Source organism: Alkalilimnicola ehrlichii MLHE-1, assembly GCF_000014785.1.
Taxonomy (GTDB): Bacteria; Pseudomonadota; Gammaproteobacteria; order Nitrococcales; family Halorhodospiraceae; genus Alkalilimnicola; species Alkalilimnicola ehrlichii.
The window spans coordinates 2577007-2594777 of the sequence record NC_008340.1; the positions used below are offsets into that span (position 1 = coordinate 2577007).

General features: G+C 67.5%; 13 protein-coding genes and 2 tRNA genes. 2 read left to right on the forward strand and 13 right to left on the reverse strand.

Features of this window, described 5'->3' with window-relative positions:
* Positions 1–2: 2 nt before the first annotated feature.
* The 3 genes from MLG_RS11515 to MLG_RS11525 form a co-directional block, all read right to left on the reverse strand.
* Positions 3–1805: an extracellular solute-binding protein gene (locus MLG_RS11515; RefSeq protein WP_011630010.1), complete on the reverse strand. Its 1803-nt coding sequence runs from the start codon at positions 1803–1805 to the stop codon at positions 3–5.
* A gap of 121 nt (positions 1806–1926) precedes the next feature.
* On the reverse strand, positions 1927–2424 hold the full coding sequence (locus MLG_RS11520) for a hypothetical protein (RefSeq protein ID WP_011630011.1): 498 nt from the start codon (positions 2422–2424) through the stop codon (positions 1927–1929).
* Between the two features lie 55 nt (positions 2425–2479).
* Positions 2480–4597 (reverse strand): TonB-dependent receptor plug domain-containing protein, encoded by a 2118-nt coding sequence (locus MLG_RS11525; protein ID WP_049753577.1) that lies wholly within the window; start codon positions 4595–4597, stop codon positions 2480–2482.
* Between the two features lie 398 nt (positions 4598–4995).
* Here MLG_RS11525 and MLG_RS11530 point away from each other — a divergent pair, with 398 nt between their 5' ends.
* Entirely contained in the window at positions 4996–5787 is a 792-nt protein-coding gene (locus MLG_RS11530) for an enoyl-ACP reductase FabI (protein ID WP_011630013.1), read from the forward strand.
* 53 nt (positions 5788–5840) lie between these two features.
* On the opposite strand, the gene MLG_RS11535 is transcribed toward MLG_RS11530, so the two are convergent.
* From MLG_RS11535 to MLG_RS11555, 5 genes are all read right to left on the reverse strand, one after another.
* Entirely contained in the window at positions 5841–6239 is a 399-nt protein-coding gene (locus tag MLG_RS11535) for a DUF3568 domain-containing protein (protein WP_011630014.1), read from the reverse strand.
* A gap of 176 nt (positions 6240–6415) precedes the next feature.
* A complete protein-coding gene (locus tag MLG_RS11540) occupies positions 6416–8251 on the reverse strand; it encodes an L-lactate permease (protein WP_011630015.1) in 1836 nt (611 codons plus the stop codon).
* A gap of 130 nt (positions 8252–8381) precedes the next feature.
* Entirely contained in the window at positions 8382–9041 is a 660-nt protein-coding gene (locus tag MLG_RS11545) for a LutC/YkgG family protein (RefSeq protein WP_011630016.1), read from the reverse strand.
* Positions 9034–10464 (reverse strand): LutB/LldF family L-lactate oxidation iron-sulfur protein, encoded by a 1431-nt coding sequence (locus MLG_RS11550; RefSeq protein WP_011630017.1) that lies wholly within the window; start codon positions 10462–10464, stop codon positions 9034–9036. The genes MLG_RS11545 and MLG_RS11550 overlap by 8 nt, the downstream gene beginning before the upstream one ends.
* A complete protein-coding gene (locus tag MLG_RS11555) occupies positions 10464–11246 on the reverse strand; it encodes a (Fe-S)-binding protein (RefSeq protein ID WP_011630018.1) in 783 nt (260 codons plus the stop codon). The genes MLG_RS11550 and MLG_RS11555 overlap by 1 nt, the downstream gene beginning before the upstream one ends.
* Before the next feature lie 266 nt (positions 11247–11512).
* On the opposite strand from MLG_RS11555, the gene MLG_RS11560 reads away from it, so the two are divergent.
* Positions 11513–12280 carry an FCD domain-containing protein gene (locus MLG_RS11560; protein WP_011630019.1) on the forward strand — a complete coding sequence of 256 codons (768 nt, stop codon included), beginning with the start codon at positions 11513–11515 and terminating at the stop codon, positions 12278–12280.
* Positions 12281–12689: 409 nt separating this feature from the next.
* On the opposite strand, the gene MLG_RS11565 is transcribed toward MLG_RS11560, so the two are convergent.
* The 5 genes from MLG_RS11565 to lon form a co-directional block, all read right to left on the reverse strand.
* The gene (locus MLG_RS11565) at positions 12690–14144 is read right to left on the reverse strand and encodes a SurA N-terminal domain-containing protein (protein WP_011630020.1); all 1455 of its coding nucleotides are present in this window, start codon (positions 14142–14144) and stop codon (positions 12690–12692) included.
* Positions 14145–14263: 119 nt separating this feature from the next.
* Positions 14264–14340: transfer RNA gene (locus tag MLG_RS11570), tRNA-Asp, on the reverse strand.
* A 13-nt stretch (positions 14341–14353) separates the two neighbouring features.
* Positions 14354–14429 (reverse strand) — tRNA-Val (locus MLG_RS11575).
* A 14-nt stretch (positions 14430–14443) separates the two neighbouring features.
* Positions 14444–14752 carry an HU family DNA-binding protein gene (locus tag MLG_RS11580; RefSeq protein WP_332247286.1) on the reverse strand — a complete coding sequence of 103 codons (309 nt, stop codon included), beginning with the start codon at positions 14750–14752 and terminating at the stop codon, positions 14444–14446.
* Between the two features lie 231 nt (positions 14753–14983).
* Positions 14984–17434, reverse strand: a complete 2451-nt coding sequence (lon, locus tag MLG_RS11585; RefSeq protein WP_011630022.1) for an endopeptidase La — start codon at positions 17432–17434, stop codon at positions 14984–14986.
* Positions 17435–17771 lie beyond the last annotated feature (337 nt).

Here is a 17771-nt window from a genome sequence, read left to right on the forward strand (position 1 = left end):
AATCAAAGCTCGGCGGCGCGCTCTTCGTCGTACCACCAGGTGTCAAAGCCCAGGGCGTATTTCGGGCTGGTCTCCGGGCGGTCGAACTTGTCCCAGTAGGCCAACCGGAAGGCCGGCAGGTGCCAGTGGGGCACCACATAGTGGCCGTGCAGCAGCACCCGGTCCAGGGCGCGGGTGGCGGCCACCAGGGTGTCGCGATCGGGGGCGTGGATGATGCGCTCGATCAGCGCGTCCACCACCTCGTCGCAAATGCCGGCGTAGTTGCGGCTGCCCGGGGTCTCGGCGGCGGCGCAGCTCCAGTAGTTGCGCTGCTCATTGCCGGGCGACAGGGACTGGCCGATCAACTGCACGGTGATGTCGAAGTCGAACTCATCCATGCGGCTCTGGTACTGGGAAGTGTCCACGGTACGCACACTCACCTCCATGCCCAACCGCTCCAGGTTGCGCCGCCAGGGCAGGGCTACCCGCTCGAAGCTGGCGTTATCCAGCAGCACCTCGAAGCGCATGCGCTCACCGGTCTCGCCGTGCACCAGCCGGCCGTCCTCGACCACCCAGCCGGCCTCCCGCAGCAGGGCCGCCGCTTGCCGCAGGTTGCGGCGCAGGCCGCGATCCCCTTCGGTGCTCGGCGGCTCGAAGGCGGACTCGAACAGCGCCTCCGGCAACTGATCGCGGTAGGGCTCGAGGATCTCCAGCTCCTCGGCCGAGGGCGGCCCGTCGGACGCCAGTTCCGAATTGGAGAAGTAGGACCGGGTACGGGTGTAGCCATCGTGGAACAGGTTGCGGTTGGTCCACTCGAAATCGAAGGCCAGCGACAACGCCTCACGCACCCGCGGATCGCTGAAGCGGTCACGCCGGGTGTTAATGAAGAAGCCCTGCATCCCGGTGGGGATCTCGTGGGCGATCTCCTCGCGCTGCACCCGGCCCTCGCGCACCGCGGCGAAATCGTAGGCATTGGCCCAGTTGCGGGCGATGTTCTCGGGACGGAAGTCATACTCCCCGGCCCGGAAGGCCTCCAGCGCCACATCGGCGTCGCGGTAGTAGTCGTAACGGATGCGGTCGAAGTTGTGGCGCCCGCGGTTCACCGGCAGGTCGGCGGCCCAGTAGTCCTCCACCCGCTCGTAGACGATATGCCGGCCCTGGCGCACCTCGGCCACCCGGTAGGGGCCGCTGCCCAGGGGCTTGTCCAGGGTGGTGCGATCGAATTCGCGGTCCGCCCACCAGTGCTCCGGCAGCACCGGCATCTGCCCGACGATCAGCGGCAGCTCGGCGTTCTCATTGCCAGCGAAGTGGAAGGTCACCTGGCGCTCGCCGGTCCGCTCGACCCGCTCCACGTCGCGGTAGTAGCTGCGCAGCGAGGGGTGACCGTGCTCGCGCAGGGTCTCGAAGGTCCAGATGACGTCGTCCACGGTGATGGGCTCGCCGTCGTGGAAGCGCGCCTCGGGCCGCAGGTCAAAGCGCACCCAGTAGCCCTCCGGGTCCACCTCAATGGTCTCGGCAATCAGCCCGTACTCGGTAAAGGGCTCGTCGGCACTGTTCTCGGTCAGGCTGTCGAAGACCTGGCTCAGCCCCTGGGCCGGCACCCCGCGGAGGATATAGGGGTGCAGGCTGTCGAAGGTGCCCAGGGCGGACAGGCGCACCGCCCCGCCCTTGGGGGCGTCGGGGTTGACGTAGTCGAAGTGCTCGAAGTCGGGACCGTACTTGGGCTCGCCGTGCAGCGCGATGGCGTGACCACCGGCCAAGGCGGCCGCGGGCAGGCCGATCAGGCCCAGGGCCATGACGAAGGTCCGGACGATACGCTGGGGCACAGGCCGTCTCCTTGCTGCTGTCTGCATGCCACGCCGGGGGGCGTCAGGAATCACCGGCAATGGTATAACAGACCACCCGACCTGTTGACGGTTCCTTGGGCACCGCCCGGCGGGGCCGCCCTCATTCCTCCGCCGTGGTAAACCGGTACGTCGCGTGGCAGGCCACGCAGGTATTTTGGGTGCGCACCAGCTGGCGCTGGATCAGCACCGGCTCCGCCTCCTCGCGGGCCAGGTCCGCGATCCGCTTAAAGCCGTCGTGCAGGTGGTGCATCATCGCCTGATAGCCCTGCGGCATATTCGCCTGCATCCGCTCATGCCGCCCCCCGCTCCCGCCGGCCTGGCCACCCGCCGACGCCCGGTAGCGGCGGGGCACCACGCGCAACGCCTTATCGGCCACCGCCTGGTGATCGCCCTCCAGGGTGGCCCCCAGGATCTCGTTCGACATCGCCAGGTATTCGCGCATACGGCGGGCGCAGTGTTCGCGATCGGCCTCCGGGATCTTGATCTCGATACGGGATTCGGCGCTGCTGGCACCGCTCATCACGCCGCCCGCCAGCACCACCGTAAAGGTGCACGCCAACAGCACAGCCCTGGGTACGGCCACATTACCGGATAACAAGGGATCCCCTCCTGCATCAACGGGCCGCCCGATCAGCACCGGGCCGCCCTATCACTCAGAATTGGTACGTCGCCCCGGCGCGCAGAAAACGCCCCGGGTCGGCGTAGAGAGAGCTGTCATTATCCTCGTTGAAGAGGTTGTCCACGGCGGCATGGAGACGCACCCCCTGCCAGGCCGCAGGCCGGTAGCTTGCGCTCACGCCCACCAGGGTGTGGCTCGCCTGCCGCTCATCGTCGTCCGCCGCGGTGTGATAGGCCCCGACATAGCGGGCCCGGGTCTGCAAATGCAGCGCCTGCGTGGCCTGCCAGCGCAACGTGACCATGGCGGTGAGTTCAGGGGCGTTGGGCAGGTGCCGGTAGTGCGCCTGGCTGACCCGGCCCCACGAGGCGTCCTCGATCCAGGTGGCGGTCAGGTCGGTGCCCAGACGCGGCGACCAGTCGGTCTCCAGCGCGGCCTCCAGGCCGCGGGTCCGTGAGGTGCCGATATTGCGGAAGGTGCGGTACTCGTCCGTTTCCCGGACCCGGGCGATGCGATCCTCGATCGCCGTGTAGAAGCCGCTGAAATCGTAACGCAGGCGGAGCGCTGCCGGGTCCCCCAGGTGGCCCCGGACCCCGAGTTCCACGTTCTCGCTCTGTTCCGGGGCAAGGGCGTGGGCCTCGTCCTTGATGCCCTCGCGGATCACATCAGCACCGAGCATCCAATCACCCCGCGGCGTCCGGGTATCGGCACTCAGGGCTCTGAGGTCCGGGTACTTGAAGCCCTGGGCGTAGTTCACCCGCAGGCTCGCCTGCGGGGCCAGCGCGTACACCACCCCGCCCTCCACCGAGGTGTTATCGCCCCCCACCGAGGCATCGTCAAAGCGCGCCCCATAGATGATGTCCAGCCGCTCGGTGGCCTGCCATTCGTGCTGGGCAAACACCCCGGCCTGCCAGCGTGAGCTGTCCTCCTGGCCTTCCACATTATCCCTGTACTCGAGATCCCGGTGCTCGAAGCCCGCCTGCACGGTATGCCGGACCACCGGTGTCCAGGTGCTCAGGAACTCGTTGGTCAACTCGATCAACGTCACATCACGACCCTGGAAGTCGCTCTCCTCCCGGCTCTCAAACCCCAGGTCCCGATAGGGGATGACCGCCACCGAGCGGTCTTTCTCATACCGGCTGTAGTGGATACGGTGATTGAGGGCCAGGCCCGCCGTCGCCTGCCAGTCGGCACTGGCGGCCACCTCCCAGCGCCGGTTGTCGTCGAGCCAGCGCACCGGGACGTTGAAGACCGGGCGGTAGCCGTCGTCATGCGCCAGGGCGGTGTTGGTCCTGCCGGCATTGATGAAGTCACGGCGGCGCTCCTCCCACAGGTGGCTGGCGTCCAGGCGGACGCTGAACCGGTCGCTGAACCAGTGCTCCAGCGAGCCCCCGAGGGTATGGACATCCGCCTCGTCGCGGCGGAACTCATCGATGGTGTACTCATCGGGCAGATCCAGCTGGTTCACCCAGCCCGGTGCCTCGTCGCTGGATGGCGCCACGCGGTTTCCGGCAGGGCCGACACGGACCGGCGCGGTCGCCTCCTGTTGATAACCATCCCGATGGCTGGCCTCCCCGAAAAGGGTGAACTGGGTATCCGCACTGCCGCCGAGCAGGTTGAACCCCACGTCATAGCGCGCCGCCTCGCCGTCCCGGGCCCGGGCGCCAGCCTGCACAGCCACACTGCCTTGCAGCCCCGGCCGGGGGCGCCGGGTCACGATGTTGATCACCCCGCCCAGGGCGTCCGAGCCGTAGAGCACACTGCCCGGCCCCTTGACGATCTCGATACGCTCGATGCGGTGGGTGGGGATGCGGTTCAGTTCATAGCGCCGGCTCGGCTCGCCGAGGACCCGGCGACCGTCGATCAGGATCACGGTGTCCTCCCGGGCCGCACCGCGCACCGAGTGCCCCGTCCCATCCGCGCTCACGAAGATACCCGAGTGGCTGCGCAGGGCCTCATCGAGAAGGGTCGCCCCACTGCGCTGGAGCTGTTCCGCGGTGATGACCTCCACACTACCCGGGCTTCGCTGGCGTGCCCGTTCGCTGCGGGTCGGCGCGGTCACAACCACCGGCGCCAGGCCGTAGGCCGCCTGGCCGTCAGCACCACCCGCCCCCAAGTCAACACCAGCCTGCCCCATCCCCGCGAACCCCAACATGGCCGCCCCAAGCAACAGCCCGAGCCGCCGCGGGCCCCTTTCCGCCGGCCCCAGTGACCACCGGGGCCGGCCATTTCGGGAGGCGTTGTCGCGGGGTTTAGCACGGCGGGACGGGATACTGCCTGGTTGGGTGGACATCGGTGCCCTCATTTCCTTAGGCCAGAGCAAGGAGGCCGACGCCGCAGCAATGGCGCGCCTCCACGGGGATCCATCTATCACGAGATATGCGAATGGTAACGATTCGTATTACGTTTAACAACCGAGTAGCCCGGTGGGTGGGGCCGTACAACGGCCCAGCAGGCTACAGCGCGGCGGTGCGGATGGTAGGATTGGGGCCTTGCGGCACGGCCGACTTCGCCCGCTCGTGGGCACCACCGCTTTCAGGAGGCAATAACAAGATGGGATTTCTCAACGGCAAGCGCGCCCTCATCGTGGGCGTGGCCAGCAACCGCTCTATCGCCTGGGGCATTGCCCAGGCCATGCGTGAACAGGGCGCCGAGCTGGCCTTCACCTACCAGACCGAGAAGCTGAAGGGCCGGGTCGAGGACCTGGCGGCCAAGGTGGACAGCGACATCGTGCTGCCGCTGGACGTGGCCGAGGATGAGCAGATCGATGCCGTCTTCCAGCAGCTCGGCGAGCGCTGGGACGGACTCGACATCGTGGTGCACGCGGTGGGCTTTGCGCCCCGCGAGGCGCTGGAGGGTTCCTTCGTGGAGAATACCAGTCGCGACGCCTACCGCATCGCCCACGACATCAGCGCCTACAGCTTCGTCGCCCTGGCCCGCGCCGCCCGGCCGATGATGCAGGGCCGTAACGGCTCGCTGCTCACCCTCTCCTACCTGGGCGCGGAGCGCTCCATGCCCAACTACAACGTCATGGGCTCGGCCAAGGCCAGCCTGGAGGCCAGCGCCCGCTTCATGGCCGCCGACCTGGGCCCGGAGGGCACCCGGGTCAACGCCATCTCCGCCGGCCCCATCCGCACCCTGGCTGCCTCCGGCATCGGCAACTTCAAGAAGATGCTGCAGTTCAACGCCAACGCCGCGCCGTTGCGCCGCAACGTCAGCACCGAAGAGGTGGGCAACGCCGCCGCCTTCCTCTGCTCCGACCTGGCCTCCGGCATCACCGGCGAGGTGCTGCACGTGGACGCCGGCTTCAACACCGTGGCGCTGTCCAGCTCACTGATGGAGTGACCGGTGGACCGGGCCGCGGGTCACACCGCGGCCCGGTCTCCGCGAGGGGCGCCTCAGAGGTTATCCTCGATGGCACGCAGGATGTGGCGGGACTTGGTCTCGTCACCGAAGTGACCGACCCGGATCCGCACCTCGGAGATGTTGTCGGTCTTCTTCAGGACCCGGATGTGCACCGTCTTGTCGTCGGCGTCCTCCAGCTCGTAGCGGGCGGTCAGGCCGTCCGTGCGCCGGTCCACCTCGGCCAGCTCCAGTTGGCGGATGGCCGCCTCGGTGGCGTCCCGGCACTGCCGGTAGCCGCACTCCAGCTCCGAGCGCAGCTCACCGCGGACATAGGCCACGGCCCCCGCCGCCCCGCCGCCGGCCACCAGCGCCGCACAGCCGGACAACAGCACCGGCGTGCCGGCGAACAGCAACACCCACATCAAGGGCAGGGCAAGCAGCCTTTTCTTCATCACGTTATCTCCTGATGCATTCCGGGTTATCGATTGGGGTAATGGCCGGCGCCGGGCGCCGGAATCGGTTCACGAACATAGACCAAACCCGGGCATAAAAAAACCCGCACCATTCGGCAGAACGGCGCGGGCCTGCCAACTCCCCTCCGAGGGTCAGGAAGAGAGGGGAGAACGGCTTAGCTCAACGCGGGTCGGCGCCCCTTGTTGAGGGCCATAAAGCCCAGCCACAGCGCCGCCCAACCGATCCACAGCAGGTACCAGAAGTTCATACCGCCGACGATGATGGCCATGCCGATCAAGCCGGCCGCCAACACATAATAGACCATGGGCAGCAACGTCTTGCGGATGATGTCGCCCTCGCGGCCGATCAGACCCACCGTGGCGGAGGCCGCCACCACGTTGTGCACGGTCACCATGTTGCCGCCGGCACCGCCCACCGCCTGCAGGGCCACCACCCAGGTCGCGCCGGAGGCGGTCAGGCCGATCTGCTCGGCTGTGGAGATCTGGAAGAAGGAGAACATCAGGTTACTCACCGTGTTACTCCCGGCCAGGAAGGCGCCCAGACCACCGATCAGCGGCGAGAACAAGGGCCACAACCCGCCCGTGAGGGTGGCCACCCCCTGGGCCAGCATCTCCGGCATGCTCGCCACCTGGGCCGCAGCGCCCAGCCCCACGCCGTCCTGCAGCGCCATGCGGATCTCCTCCACCGTCTGCAGGCCGTCCGGCGCGGAGTTGATGAACACCTGCACCATGGGCACGGCGAAGATCAACGCCACCCCGGCGGCGAGGATGGTCCGGCCCGCGGTCTTCCAGGCGTTGAGGTAGTTACCGTGGGTCCACATCTGGTGCAGGAAGTAGGTGATCACCGAGGTCACCAGCAGCACGAAGCCGGGCAGGTAGAGCGGTGTCGAGGCCGCGGTGATGCCGGAGCCGAAGATATCCTCCCAGGCAAAGCGCACCGACTGCAGCGCGTCCACCACCGGGTCGATGGTCCGGGTGAGCACCAGCAGCACCGCCACCACCACGTAGGGGGCCCAGGCCTGCATCTGGCTCAGGGCGAACCCCTCGGCCCGTTCGGGCGTGGTCTCATCCTGCAGCCGGCTGATCCATTCCGGTTCCCACTTGCTGCGCTCCTCGAAGTGGAAGGTGTCCTTGGGGATCAGGAAGCCCTTCCGGGCCGCCGGTACCACAATGGCCAGCCCGATCAGCCCGCCGATCAGCGACGGGAAGGCCGGCCCCAGCAGCGCCGCCACCGCATAATAGGGCACCACGAAGGCCACCCCCGCGAACAGGGCAAAGGGCCAGGCGCGCAGGCCGTCGACGAAGGAGCGGTTGGCACCGAAGAAGCGGGTGAGCATGCCCACCATGATCAGCGGCACCAGGAAACCGACCAGAGAGTGGATCAGCGCCACCTGCATGCCGATCTGATTCACCATCTCGGCGTGGGTGGTGCCCAAGGCCTCGATCACCCGCTCGGTAACGCTCTGGTCGGCCAGGCCGGCGTTCACCCCCACCAGGATCGGGGTGCCCACCGCACCGAAGGAGACCGGGGTGGACTGGATGATCAGCGCCGACATGACCGCCGCCATGGCCGGGAAGCCCAGGGCCACCAGCAGCGGTGCCGCGATCGCCGCCGGCGTGCCGAAACCCGAGGCCCCCTCGATCAGGCAGCCGAACAGCCAGGCGACGATGATGGCCTGCACCCGCCGGTCCGGCGAGATGTCGCGAAAGCCCTGCTGTATCGTCGCGATGGCGCCGCTCTCCTTCAGGGTGTAGAGCAGCAGAATCGCCCCGAAGACAATGAACAATATGTTGAGCGCCACCACGATGCCGTTGATCGAGGCAGCCGCCACCACGTTCAGGTCGGTGCCCCAGAAGAACAGGGCAACCAGGACGGCCACCACATAGGCCAACGGCATGGCATGCTTCGCCGGCCATCGAAGGATCACCAGAAACAGCGCCACCGTCGCCAGTGGCAACAGGGCGAAAAAGACGAGCACTCCCAGATTCATGAGCCCAACACCTCCTCCGGATCATTATTGAAGTGGGCTGGCAAGGTCCTTTCCGGCTTCTCTATCCATCGGCCTTCCACCACGGCCAGCACCGCTTTCGCAGGCTTACTGCCTGTCTCTCCCCGGCCGGTTACGCCCCGGCCAGCAACACGAGCAGTCGGCGCGGCCCGTGGGCCCCCAACTGCATGGTCTGCTCGACATCGGCCGTCCGCGACGGCCCGGTAATCAGGTTGATGACCCGCGGCCAGTCGTTGCCCAGGCGCTCGCGCAACACCACCCAGGCGTCCTCGAAATGCCCGACCAGGCGATCGGCGTCCACCAGCACCACGTGGTAATCGGGCAGGAAATTCAGGGTGGTGGGCGTCTCCGGCCCGGAGCGCAGGATCACGGTGCCGGTCTCAGCCACCGCCAGTACCGCCTCACTGACCCCTACCAGGTCGTCGCCGGCACTGGCGCCCTCGGTGACCGAGAGCCCGGCTCCAGCCCAGTCCAACCCGGCCAGCGCCGGCGCCATGCGCGCTTCCGCGGCCACCCCCTGGGCCTCGAGCCAGGTCTTGAGCGCCGCCGGTGCCTGATCGCGGTCGGCGATCCGCAGGCACTCCCCGGCCACCTTCTCAACGCCCGCGGCAAAGAGTTCGGCCAGTGGCCGCGCCGGCAACGCGGGGCGCAGCGGGTTCTGCTCACCCCCATGGATGCGCTGGTCCAGCACCGCCCTGCGGCTGTCCGACAGCGCCGGCCGGCCCAGGCCGCGGCGGACCGCGCCGAGTATCCGTTCCCGCCCGTCACTCATGACCGCGCCCCCCGCGCCGCTTCCAGGCACTCATAAAGGTCTCCCCCTGCGGCGCCGGGAGGACCCGGCCGCCGGCCATCCAGTTGCCGGCCAGCGGCACCCGGGTGAGATAACCGCGCCGGCCACCGAACGCCGCCAGCATCCGCGCCTGTACCCGGGTGACCAGCCGATACGCAGCGGGCCGGCGTACCAGCCAGCCCCAGGCCGCCAGGCCCCAGCGGGTGCGGGCAGTGCCCAGACGGGCCTGGAACTGGCGATGGCGCAGGTTGCGCAGCAGGTCGGGCAGCGGGATGCGCACCGGGCAGACTTCCTGGCAGCGGCCGTTCAGGGTGCAGGCGTTGGGCAGGTCCTTGGCCTCGCGCAGGCCCAGAGTGAGCGGCGTGAGCACCGAGCCCATGGGACCGGGGTAGACCCAGCCGTAGGCGTGCCCGCCGATCGCGCCGTAGACCGGGCAATGGTTGATGCAGGCACCGCAGCGGATACAGCGCAGCATCTCGCGGAACTCATCGCCCAGCATGGCGGAGCGGCCATTGTCGATGAGCACCACGTGGTAGGCCTCCGGCCCGTCGGGATCGGCCGGCCGGCGCGGCCCGGAGAACAGACTGGTGTAACTGGTGATGTCCTGACCGGTGGCGCTGCGGCCCAGCAGGCGCAGCAGCGTCGTGGTGTCCTCCATGTTGGGCACCACCTTCTCGATCCCGGCCGTCACGATCTGCACCCGGGGCAGCGTGCTGGTCAGATCGCCGTTGCCCTCATTGGTGACGATGATGTTGCAGCCATTCTCCGCCACCAGGAAGTTGGCCCCGGTGATGCCCACATCCGCCGACAGGTACTTCTGACGCAGCACCTGGCGCGCCTCGTTGACCAGGTCCGAGACCTCGGTGAGCTTTTTCTTGTAGCCATACTTTGCGTGAAAGCGGTGGAAGAGCTCGGAGATCTCCTCCCGGGTCTTGTGGATGGCGGGGGCGATGATATGGCTGGGGGGTTCCTCGGCCAGTTGGATGATGTACTCGCCCAAGTCGGTCTCCACCACCTCCAGGCCGTCCGCCTCCAGGGCTTCGTTGACCCCCACCTCCTCGCCCACCATGGATTTGCCCTTGATGACACTACGGGCCCGGGCCTCGCGGCAGATATCCCGCACAATGTTGCGGGCCTCCTCCGCGTCCGCCGCCCAGTGCACCTGCCCGCCATTGCGCTGCACGGCCGCCTCGTAGCGCTCCAGGTAGTGGTCGAGATGCTCCAGGGTGTGGTTCTTGATCTCCACCGCGCGATCGCGCAGGGCGTCGAACTCGGCCAGGGCGCTCACCGCGTTAAAGCGCTTGAGCACAAACCCGTCCTTGGCCCGCGCCAACGCCGACTGCAGGGTGGGGTTGTGCAGGGCCGCACCGGCGCGCTGGACGAACTCATGGCTGTGCGATTCCATCAGTCCGCCTCCGCGTCGCCGATCCCGGGCCCGTCGGCCATGCCGGCCAACACCTCTGCGGTATGGTAGACGCGCACCGCGGAACCCGCCGCCTTCAACCGCCCCGCCATATTCAGCAAACAGCCCAGATCGCCGCCGAGGAGCGCGTCGGCGCCGGTGGCCTCCGCGGCCTTGGCCTTGTCCGCCACCATGCGCCCGGAGATCTCCGGGTACTTGACGCAGAAGGTGCCGCCGAAACCGCAGCAAACCTCCGCGTCCTCCATCTCCACCAGCTCCAGCCCCTCCACCCGGCGCAACAGCTCACGCGGCTGAGCCTTCACCCCAAGCTGACGCAGACCGCTGCAGCTGTCGTGGTAGGTCACCCGGCCGGGAAAGCGGGCCTGGACACTGTCGCCCGCACCGAGCACATCGGTGAGAAAGCGGAACAGCTCGAAGGAGCGGTCCGCCAGGTGGCGGGCCCGGCTCTGCCATTCGGCGGAGTGGGGAAACAGATCCGGGTACTTGTGCACGCTACCGACACAGGAGCCGGAGGGTGCCACCAGGTAATCGTAGGGTTCGAAGGCGGTGATCACCGCCCGCGCCAGTTCGGCGGCGGTGATGTTATCGCCGCTGTTGTGGGCCGGCTGCCCACAGCAGGTCTGCCGGGTCGGCACCACCACCGTGCAGCCGGCCTGCTCCAGCAGACGGACGGCGGCGAAGCCGACATCGGGCCGGTAAACATCCACCAGGCAGGTCACCAGCAGACCCACCCGCGGGCCTCGTCGGGATTCGCTTGTCGTCATCAGTCGGGCTCCGGGTCCGCAGCATCGGCATCTGCCCTGATCCTGCGGCCTTTCTTATTTGGGCGAAATTATTATTGGTCAAATCACTTGCCCAGCACATGGTCTGACCGATCTCTTATACTTGTCAATAGTCGAGATAGCGCGCCCTGTCGAGATCGGAAGGGTCCCGGTCAACTGCGGTACAATGCATGCTTAGCAGCCAGGACAGCCCGTAGGGCTAGGCGCACCCGGTGAACCGCCCCGCGGAGGAGAGGCAATAGCGCACCATGACCTTCAAAACCATAAAACCCGCTCGGCTCTCGGACTCCATCATCCAGCAGATCGAAGAGCTGATCCTCAACGGCGTGCTCAAGCCCGGCGACCGCCTGCCGGCGGAGCGCGAACTGGCTCAGGAGCTGGATGTCTCCCGGCCCTCGCTGCGCGAGGCCCTGCTCAAGTTGGAGGCACGGGGGCTGTTGAAGGCGCGGCCCGGGGGCGGCACCTTCGTGGCGGACATCGCTGCGCCGACGGTCACCGAGCCGCTGGTGGAGCTGCTCAAGGACCGGCCCGAGGCCACCTTCCAGATCCTGGAACTGCGCCACGCCCTGGAGGAGATGGCCGCCTGGTACGCCGCCGAGCGCGCCACCGAGGCCGACCGCGAGATCATCCGCCGGCGTTTCGAGGCGTTGATGGAGCTCTACGACACCAACGACGACCCGGACCTGGACGCCGAGGCCGACGCCGAATTCCACCTGGCCATCGCCGACGCCTCCCACAACGTGGCGCTGATCCATGTCGTCCGGGGGCTGTTCTCGCTGCTGCGCAACAGCATTACCCGGTCGCTGCACCAACTGAAGCAGCGCAACGAGGACTACGCCCCGTTACGCGAACAGCACCGGGCCATCTATGAGGCGATCATGGCGGGGGATGCAGCGCGCGCCAAGGAGGCGGCGAACGTGCACCTGACGTACGTGGAGGAGTTCATGCGCAAGGGCATGGCCATGCAGGACCGCGAGGCCGTCTCCCAACGCCGGCTGCGCCGGATGCGGGACTGACACTGATCACCGCGGGGGGTGGGTGTGGCGGGTGCCCTCCCCCTGGTCACTGCGAGCCCCCGACCCATCACCCGTCACTGCGAGCCCCCGACCCATCACCCGTCACTGCGAGCCCCCGACCCATCACCCGTCACTGCGAGCCCCCGACCCATCACCCGTCACTGCGAGCCCCGGAGGGGCGCGGCAGTCCACGCCAGGGTATGGATCGCCGCGTCGCTTCGCTCCTCGCGATGACGGGGGGTGGCGCCCCCACCGTCACTGCGAGCGCGGCCCCGCCCCCACCGTCACTGCGAGCGCGGCCCCACCCCCACCGTCACTGCGAGGAGGCGAAGCCGACGTGGCAGTCTACCGCCCTGGATCGCCACGGGCCTGCAGCCCTCGCGATGACGGGGAGGGGGCGTAGGCCGCGCTAGTCGCGCAGTTTGACGTCCATTTCCTCGCGCAGGCCGGCCATCAGGGCCTGCCATTCGCTCTGGCTGAACACCTGCCGCAGGTCGGCGCGCCAATGCTCGCGCTCTTCATCGCCCAGGTCGGTGTCGCCGTCGGTGACGGCCACCACCTGCACCACGGCATAGTCGCCGCCCTGCACGCTGGTCCCGCCAACGCTGGGCTGGCCGTCCACCGGCCGTGGCAGCCGGAAGGCCCGGTCCACCACCTGGGTGGGTACGGCATCGCTCAGGGTGCCGCGGTCCAGGCCCTCGGCGCTGCGCACCTCCAGGCCCTCTCGCTCGGCCAGTTCCGCCATCTCGGCGCCGGCGGCGATCTCCCGCTCCAGCAGCTCGCCCAGGTTGCGGGCCTGCAGGCGGCCCTGCTCGCGGGCGAGTTCGCGGCGAATCTCATCGGCCACCTCATCCAGCCCCAGCGGCTCGGCCTCGCGGACATCGTCCACCCGCAGCAGCAAGGCATGGCCGGAGCCGAGCTCGATCAGCTCGCTGTTGTACCCGAACTCCAGCACATCGTCACTGAAGGCGGCCTCCACCACCTCCGGCCGGCCCCACAGGCCCTCGGCGCTGCCGTCCTCCGGCACCCAGTCACTGTAGCTCAGCTCGACGCCCAGCAGGTCGGCCGCCGACTGCAGGCTGTCCGGGTCCTCGTAGGCCACGTTCGCGGCGTCCTCGGTGAGCTCGAAAAAGCGGGTGCTGTCATCGGGGGCCAGCTCGTCCTGGTGCAGCTCGATGTACTCCAGGCGCACCTGGCGCGGTGCCGTATAGCGCTCGGCGTTCTCCTCATAGTGAGCCTGAACGGCCGCATCGGAGACCGCGTCCGGAGCCTCGTCCGCCGACACTACCAGGTAGTGGATATCGCGCTGTTGGCGGTCCAGGGCCGCGAGGCGCGCCGTATCCCAGTCACGCACCAGCGCCGAGCCGGTCACCGCCCGCTGGAACTGCTCCACCAGCAGGTCGCGCCGGACCATCTCTTCGTACTGATCGGGGGTGAGGCGGTTCGCGCTCAGCAACTGCTGGTAGCGCTCCATGGAAAAGGTGCCGCCCTGGTGGAAGATGTCCTGCTGGCGGATCCGCTGGGCCACGGCACGGTCCCCCACCCGCAGGTTGCCGTCGGTGACCAGCACGTGCAGCAGGGCCTCCTCGATAAGGCCGTCCCGGGCCTCCCGGCGTAGCGTGCTCTCATCGACACCGGCGGCACCCAGGTCGCCGAAGAACTCCTCCAGCTGCCGTTGCTGCTGACGGGCGCGCTCGGCCACCTGCTCGCGCGTGATCTCAACGCCCTCGACCTCGGCCACCACGCGACCGTCATCGCCGGCGAAGTAACTGTAACCGCCCACCACGATGAAGGGCAGGCTGATGACGATGACCACGGCCCAGGCCACCCAGCCTTTGACCGCCGAACGAATCGCTTCAAGCATTGGACGCCATCCTGAAGAAAACCTGGGGTTGCGTATATGGACCCGCCGGGCGCACCGTTCGTTCCGGTGCGGGGCCCAGACACGAAAAAGGCGCCACGTGGGCGCCTTCTTCTCGGTGTTGGCGGAGCGGACGGGACTCGAACCCGCGACCTCCGGCGTGACAGGCCGGCATTCTAACCAACTGAACTACCGCTCCGGATTGTAACCCTTGGTGGGTGGTGAGGGGATCGAACCCCCGACATTCGCCTTGTAAGGGCGACGCTCTCCCAGCTGAGCTAACCACCCCGAACTGGCGGCGCTTAGTTTACTGCATCCTTCAGCGCTTTGCCAGCCTTGAAACTGGGAACCTTGGAAGCCGCGATGTTGATCGTCTCCCCGGTGCGGGGGTTACGACCGGTGCGGGCGGCGCGCTCGCGAACCTGGAAGGTTCCGAACCCGACCAGGGTGACCTGGTCCCCTTCCTTGAGGGCGTTGGTGACACACTCGACCATCGAATCCACCGCCCTCGAGGCCGCAGCCTTGGAGATGTCGGCGGATTGAGCCACGGCTTCGATCAGTTCCGACTTGTTCATTACGCGCTTCCTCTTGGATTCTGTTTCGACGGACAGCCAGCCTGAACCCGTCTGCCCCTCTGGGTGCCCCTATCAGGCCTCAAAACCCTGCCGCGGGAAGCGAGGTGCTGATTGTACCGGAGCTTCTGGCTTTTGCAACCCCGCCGCCGGGGCGGGGCTTTTTGTTATCGCAGGGCGCGGAGCGCGCTGCCCCGCGAGTGCGTGCGACGAGTTATAGCAAGGCGCTCTCCGGCGTGTCAACAAAGCAACACGCCGGGAAAACCGTGCTCAGTGGGCCCGCGCGCCTTCGCCGCGCCCCTTGTTCTTGGCTGGCTTCGCGCTGGCCTCGGCGGGTTGTTGCGGCCCCGGCTCGGGGTGTCGCAAAAGTGCAACATCGAGCACTTCGTCAATCCAGCGCACCGGAATAATCTTCAGCCGGCTCTTGATATTCTTCGGTATCTCCTGAAGATCCTTGCGGTTTTCCTCGGGAATCAGCACCGTCTTGATGCCCCCGCGCAGGGCCGCCAGCAGCTTCTCCTTGAGCCCGCCGATGGGCAGCACCTCGCCGCGCAGGGTGATCTCACCGGTCATGGCGACGCTGGCCTTCACCGGGATACCGGTCAGTGCGGAGACCAGGGCGGTGCACATCCCGATACCCGCAGAGGGGCCATCCTTGGGGATGGCGCCTTCGGGGACGTGGATGTGGATGTCCTTGTTCTGGTGGAACTCCGGATCAAGCCCCAGGCGGTCGGCGCGGCTGCGCACCACCGTGGTGGCGGCCTGAATGGACTCCTTCATTACATCGCCCAACTGGCCGGTGTGGGTCACCTTGCCCTTACCCGGCACCACGGCCGACTCGATGGTGAGCAGCTCGCCCCCCACCTCGGTCCAGGCCAGGCCGGTCACCTGCCCCACCTGGTCGTTTTCCTCCGCCACGCCGTAGCGGAAGCGACGCACGCCCAGGTACTTGTCCAGGTTGCGGGCAGAGACCACCACCTTGCCGTCGGCGTCCCGGCTGGTCTTGCTGTCCGGGCTGACCAGGTCCTTAACCACCTTGCGGCAGATCTTGGCCAGCTCCCGCTCCAGGTTCCGCACCCCCGCCTCGCGGGTGTAGTAACGGATGATGTCGCGGATGGCGGTCTGCTTGACTTCCAGTTCCGACTTGCGGATGCCGTTGGCCTTCATCTGCTTGGCCAGCAGGTAGCGCTCGGCGATGTTGATCTTCTCGTCCTCCGTGTACCCCGGTAGCCGGATGACCTCCATGCGGTCGAGCAGCGGCGCCGGGATGTTCATGGTGTTGGCAGTGGCCACGAACATCACGTCAGAGAGGTCGAACTCCACCTCCAGGTAGTGATCGGCGAAGGTGCTGTTCTGCTCCGGGTCCAGGACCTCGAGTAGCGCCGAGGCCGGGTCGCCACGGAAATCCATGGCCATCTTGTCGATCTCGTCGAGCAGGAACAGCGGGTTGCGGGTCCCCACCTTGGCCAGGTTCTGGACGATCTTGCCCGGCAGCGAGCCGATGTAGGTCCGCCGGTGGCCCCGGATCTCCGCCTCGTCACGGACGCCGCCCAGCGACATGCGGGTGAACTTCCGGTTGGTCGCCCGGGCGATGGACTGCCCCAGCGAGGTCTTGCCCACGCCGGGCGGGCCGACCAGGCAGAGGATCGGCCCCTTCACCTTGCGCACCCGCTGCTGTACGGCGAGGTACTCCAGGATCCGCTCCTTGACCTTCTCCAGGCCGTAGTGATCGGCATCCAGCACCTCTTCGGCGTGTTTGAGATCCTTGCGGACCCGGCTGCGCTTCTTCCAGGGCACGTCCACCAGCCAGTCCAGGTAGTTGCGCACCACCGTCGCCTCGGCGGACATGGGCGACATCATCTTCAGCTTGTTCAGCTCGGCCTTGGCCTTCTCGGCGGCCTCCTTGGGCATGCCCGATTCCTCGATCTTGCGCTCGAGGTCCTCGGTCTCGTTGGGCACGTCCTCCAGCTCACCCAGCTCCTTCTGGATGGCCTTCATCTGTTCGTTCAGGTAGTACTCGCGCTGGCTCTTCTCCATCTGCTGCTTGACGCGCCCACGGATGCGCTTTTCGATCTGGAGGATGTCCAACTCCGCCTCAATCAGCGACATCAGGTGCTCGAGCCGCTCGCGCACGTCCTCGATCTCGAGCACGTGCTGCTTCTCCTCGACCTTCAGCGCCATGTGGGCGGCGATGGTGTCGGCCAGCCGGCCGGGCTCCTCGATGTTCTGCAGCGAGGAGAGGATCTCCGGCGGCACCTTCTTGTTGAGCTTGACGTACTGGTCGAAGTGATTCATCGCCGAGCGCATGAGCACTTCCATCTCGCGGTCGGTGGGGGCCTCCTCCTCGGCCACCACCACCACCTGGGCGGCAAAGTACTGGTCGCGCTCGACCAGATCGACCAGGCGCGCGCGCTCCACGCCCTCCACCAACACCTTCACGGTCCCATCCGGCAGTTTGAGCATCTGCAGGATGGAGGCCATGGTGCCGTAGGCGTAAAGATCTTTCGTGGCCGGCTCGTCCACCTCGGCGCTCTTCTGGGCCACCAGGAAGATCCGCTTGTCCTCCTCCATGGCCGCATCCAGCGCGGCGATCGACTTTTCACGCCCCACGAACAGAGGGATGACCATGTGGGGGTAGACCACCACGTCGCGCAGCGGCAGCACCGGCGCCTCGGTCATGCCGGGGGTGCGCACGTTGGCGGTCGGTTCGTTCTCGGCCATAGGGTTACCTCAATTGGGAAAGCGGTCCTGCCGGGGCACCATTGGCGCCGGCCTGTCATGCGTGAGACGTGGGGGCGGCGTTGGCGGTTTTCAAGGCCCGGGTGGTGCTGGGGGGCGGGTGGATCGCCGCGTCGCTGCGCTCCTCGCGATGACGGGGAGAAACCCTCCGGCCCGCGCGATGACGGGGTGGTGGGCCCCCACCGTCACTGCGAGGAGTGGCCCCCAACCGTCACTGCGAGGAGTGGCCCCCAACCGTCACTGCGAGGAGCGAAGCGACGTGGCAGTCTACCCCTCTGGATCGCCACGGGCCGTCGGCCCTCGCGATGACGGGGGTGGT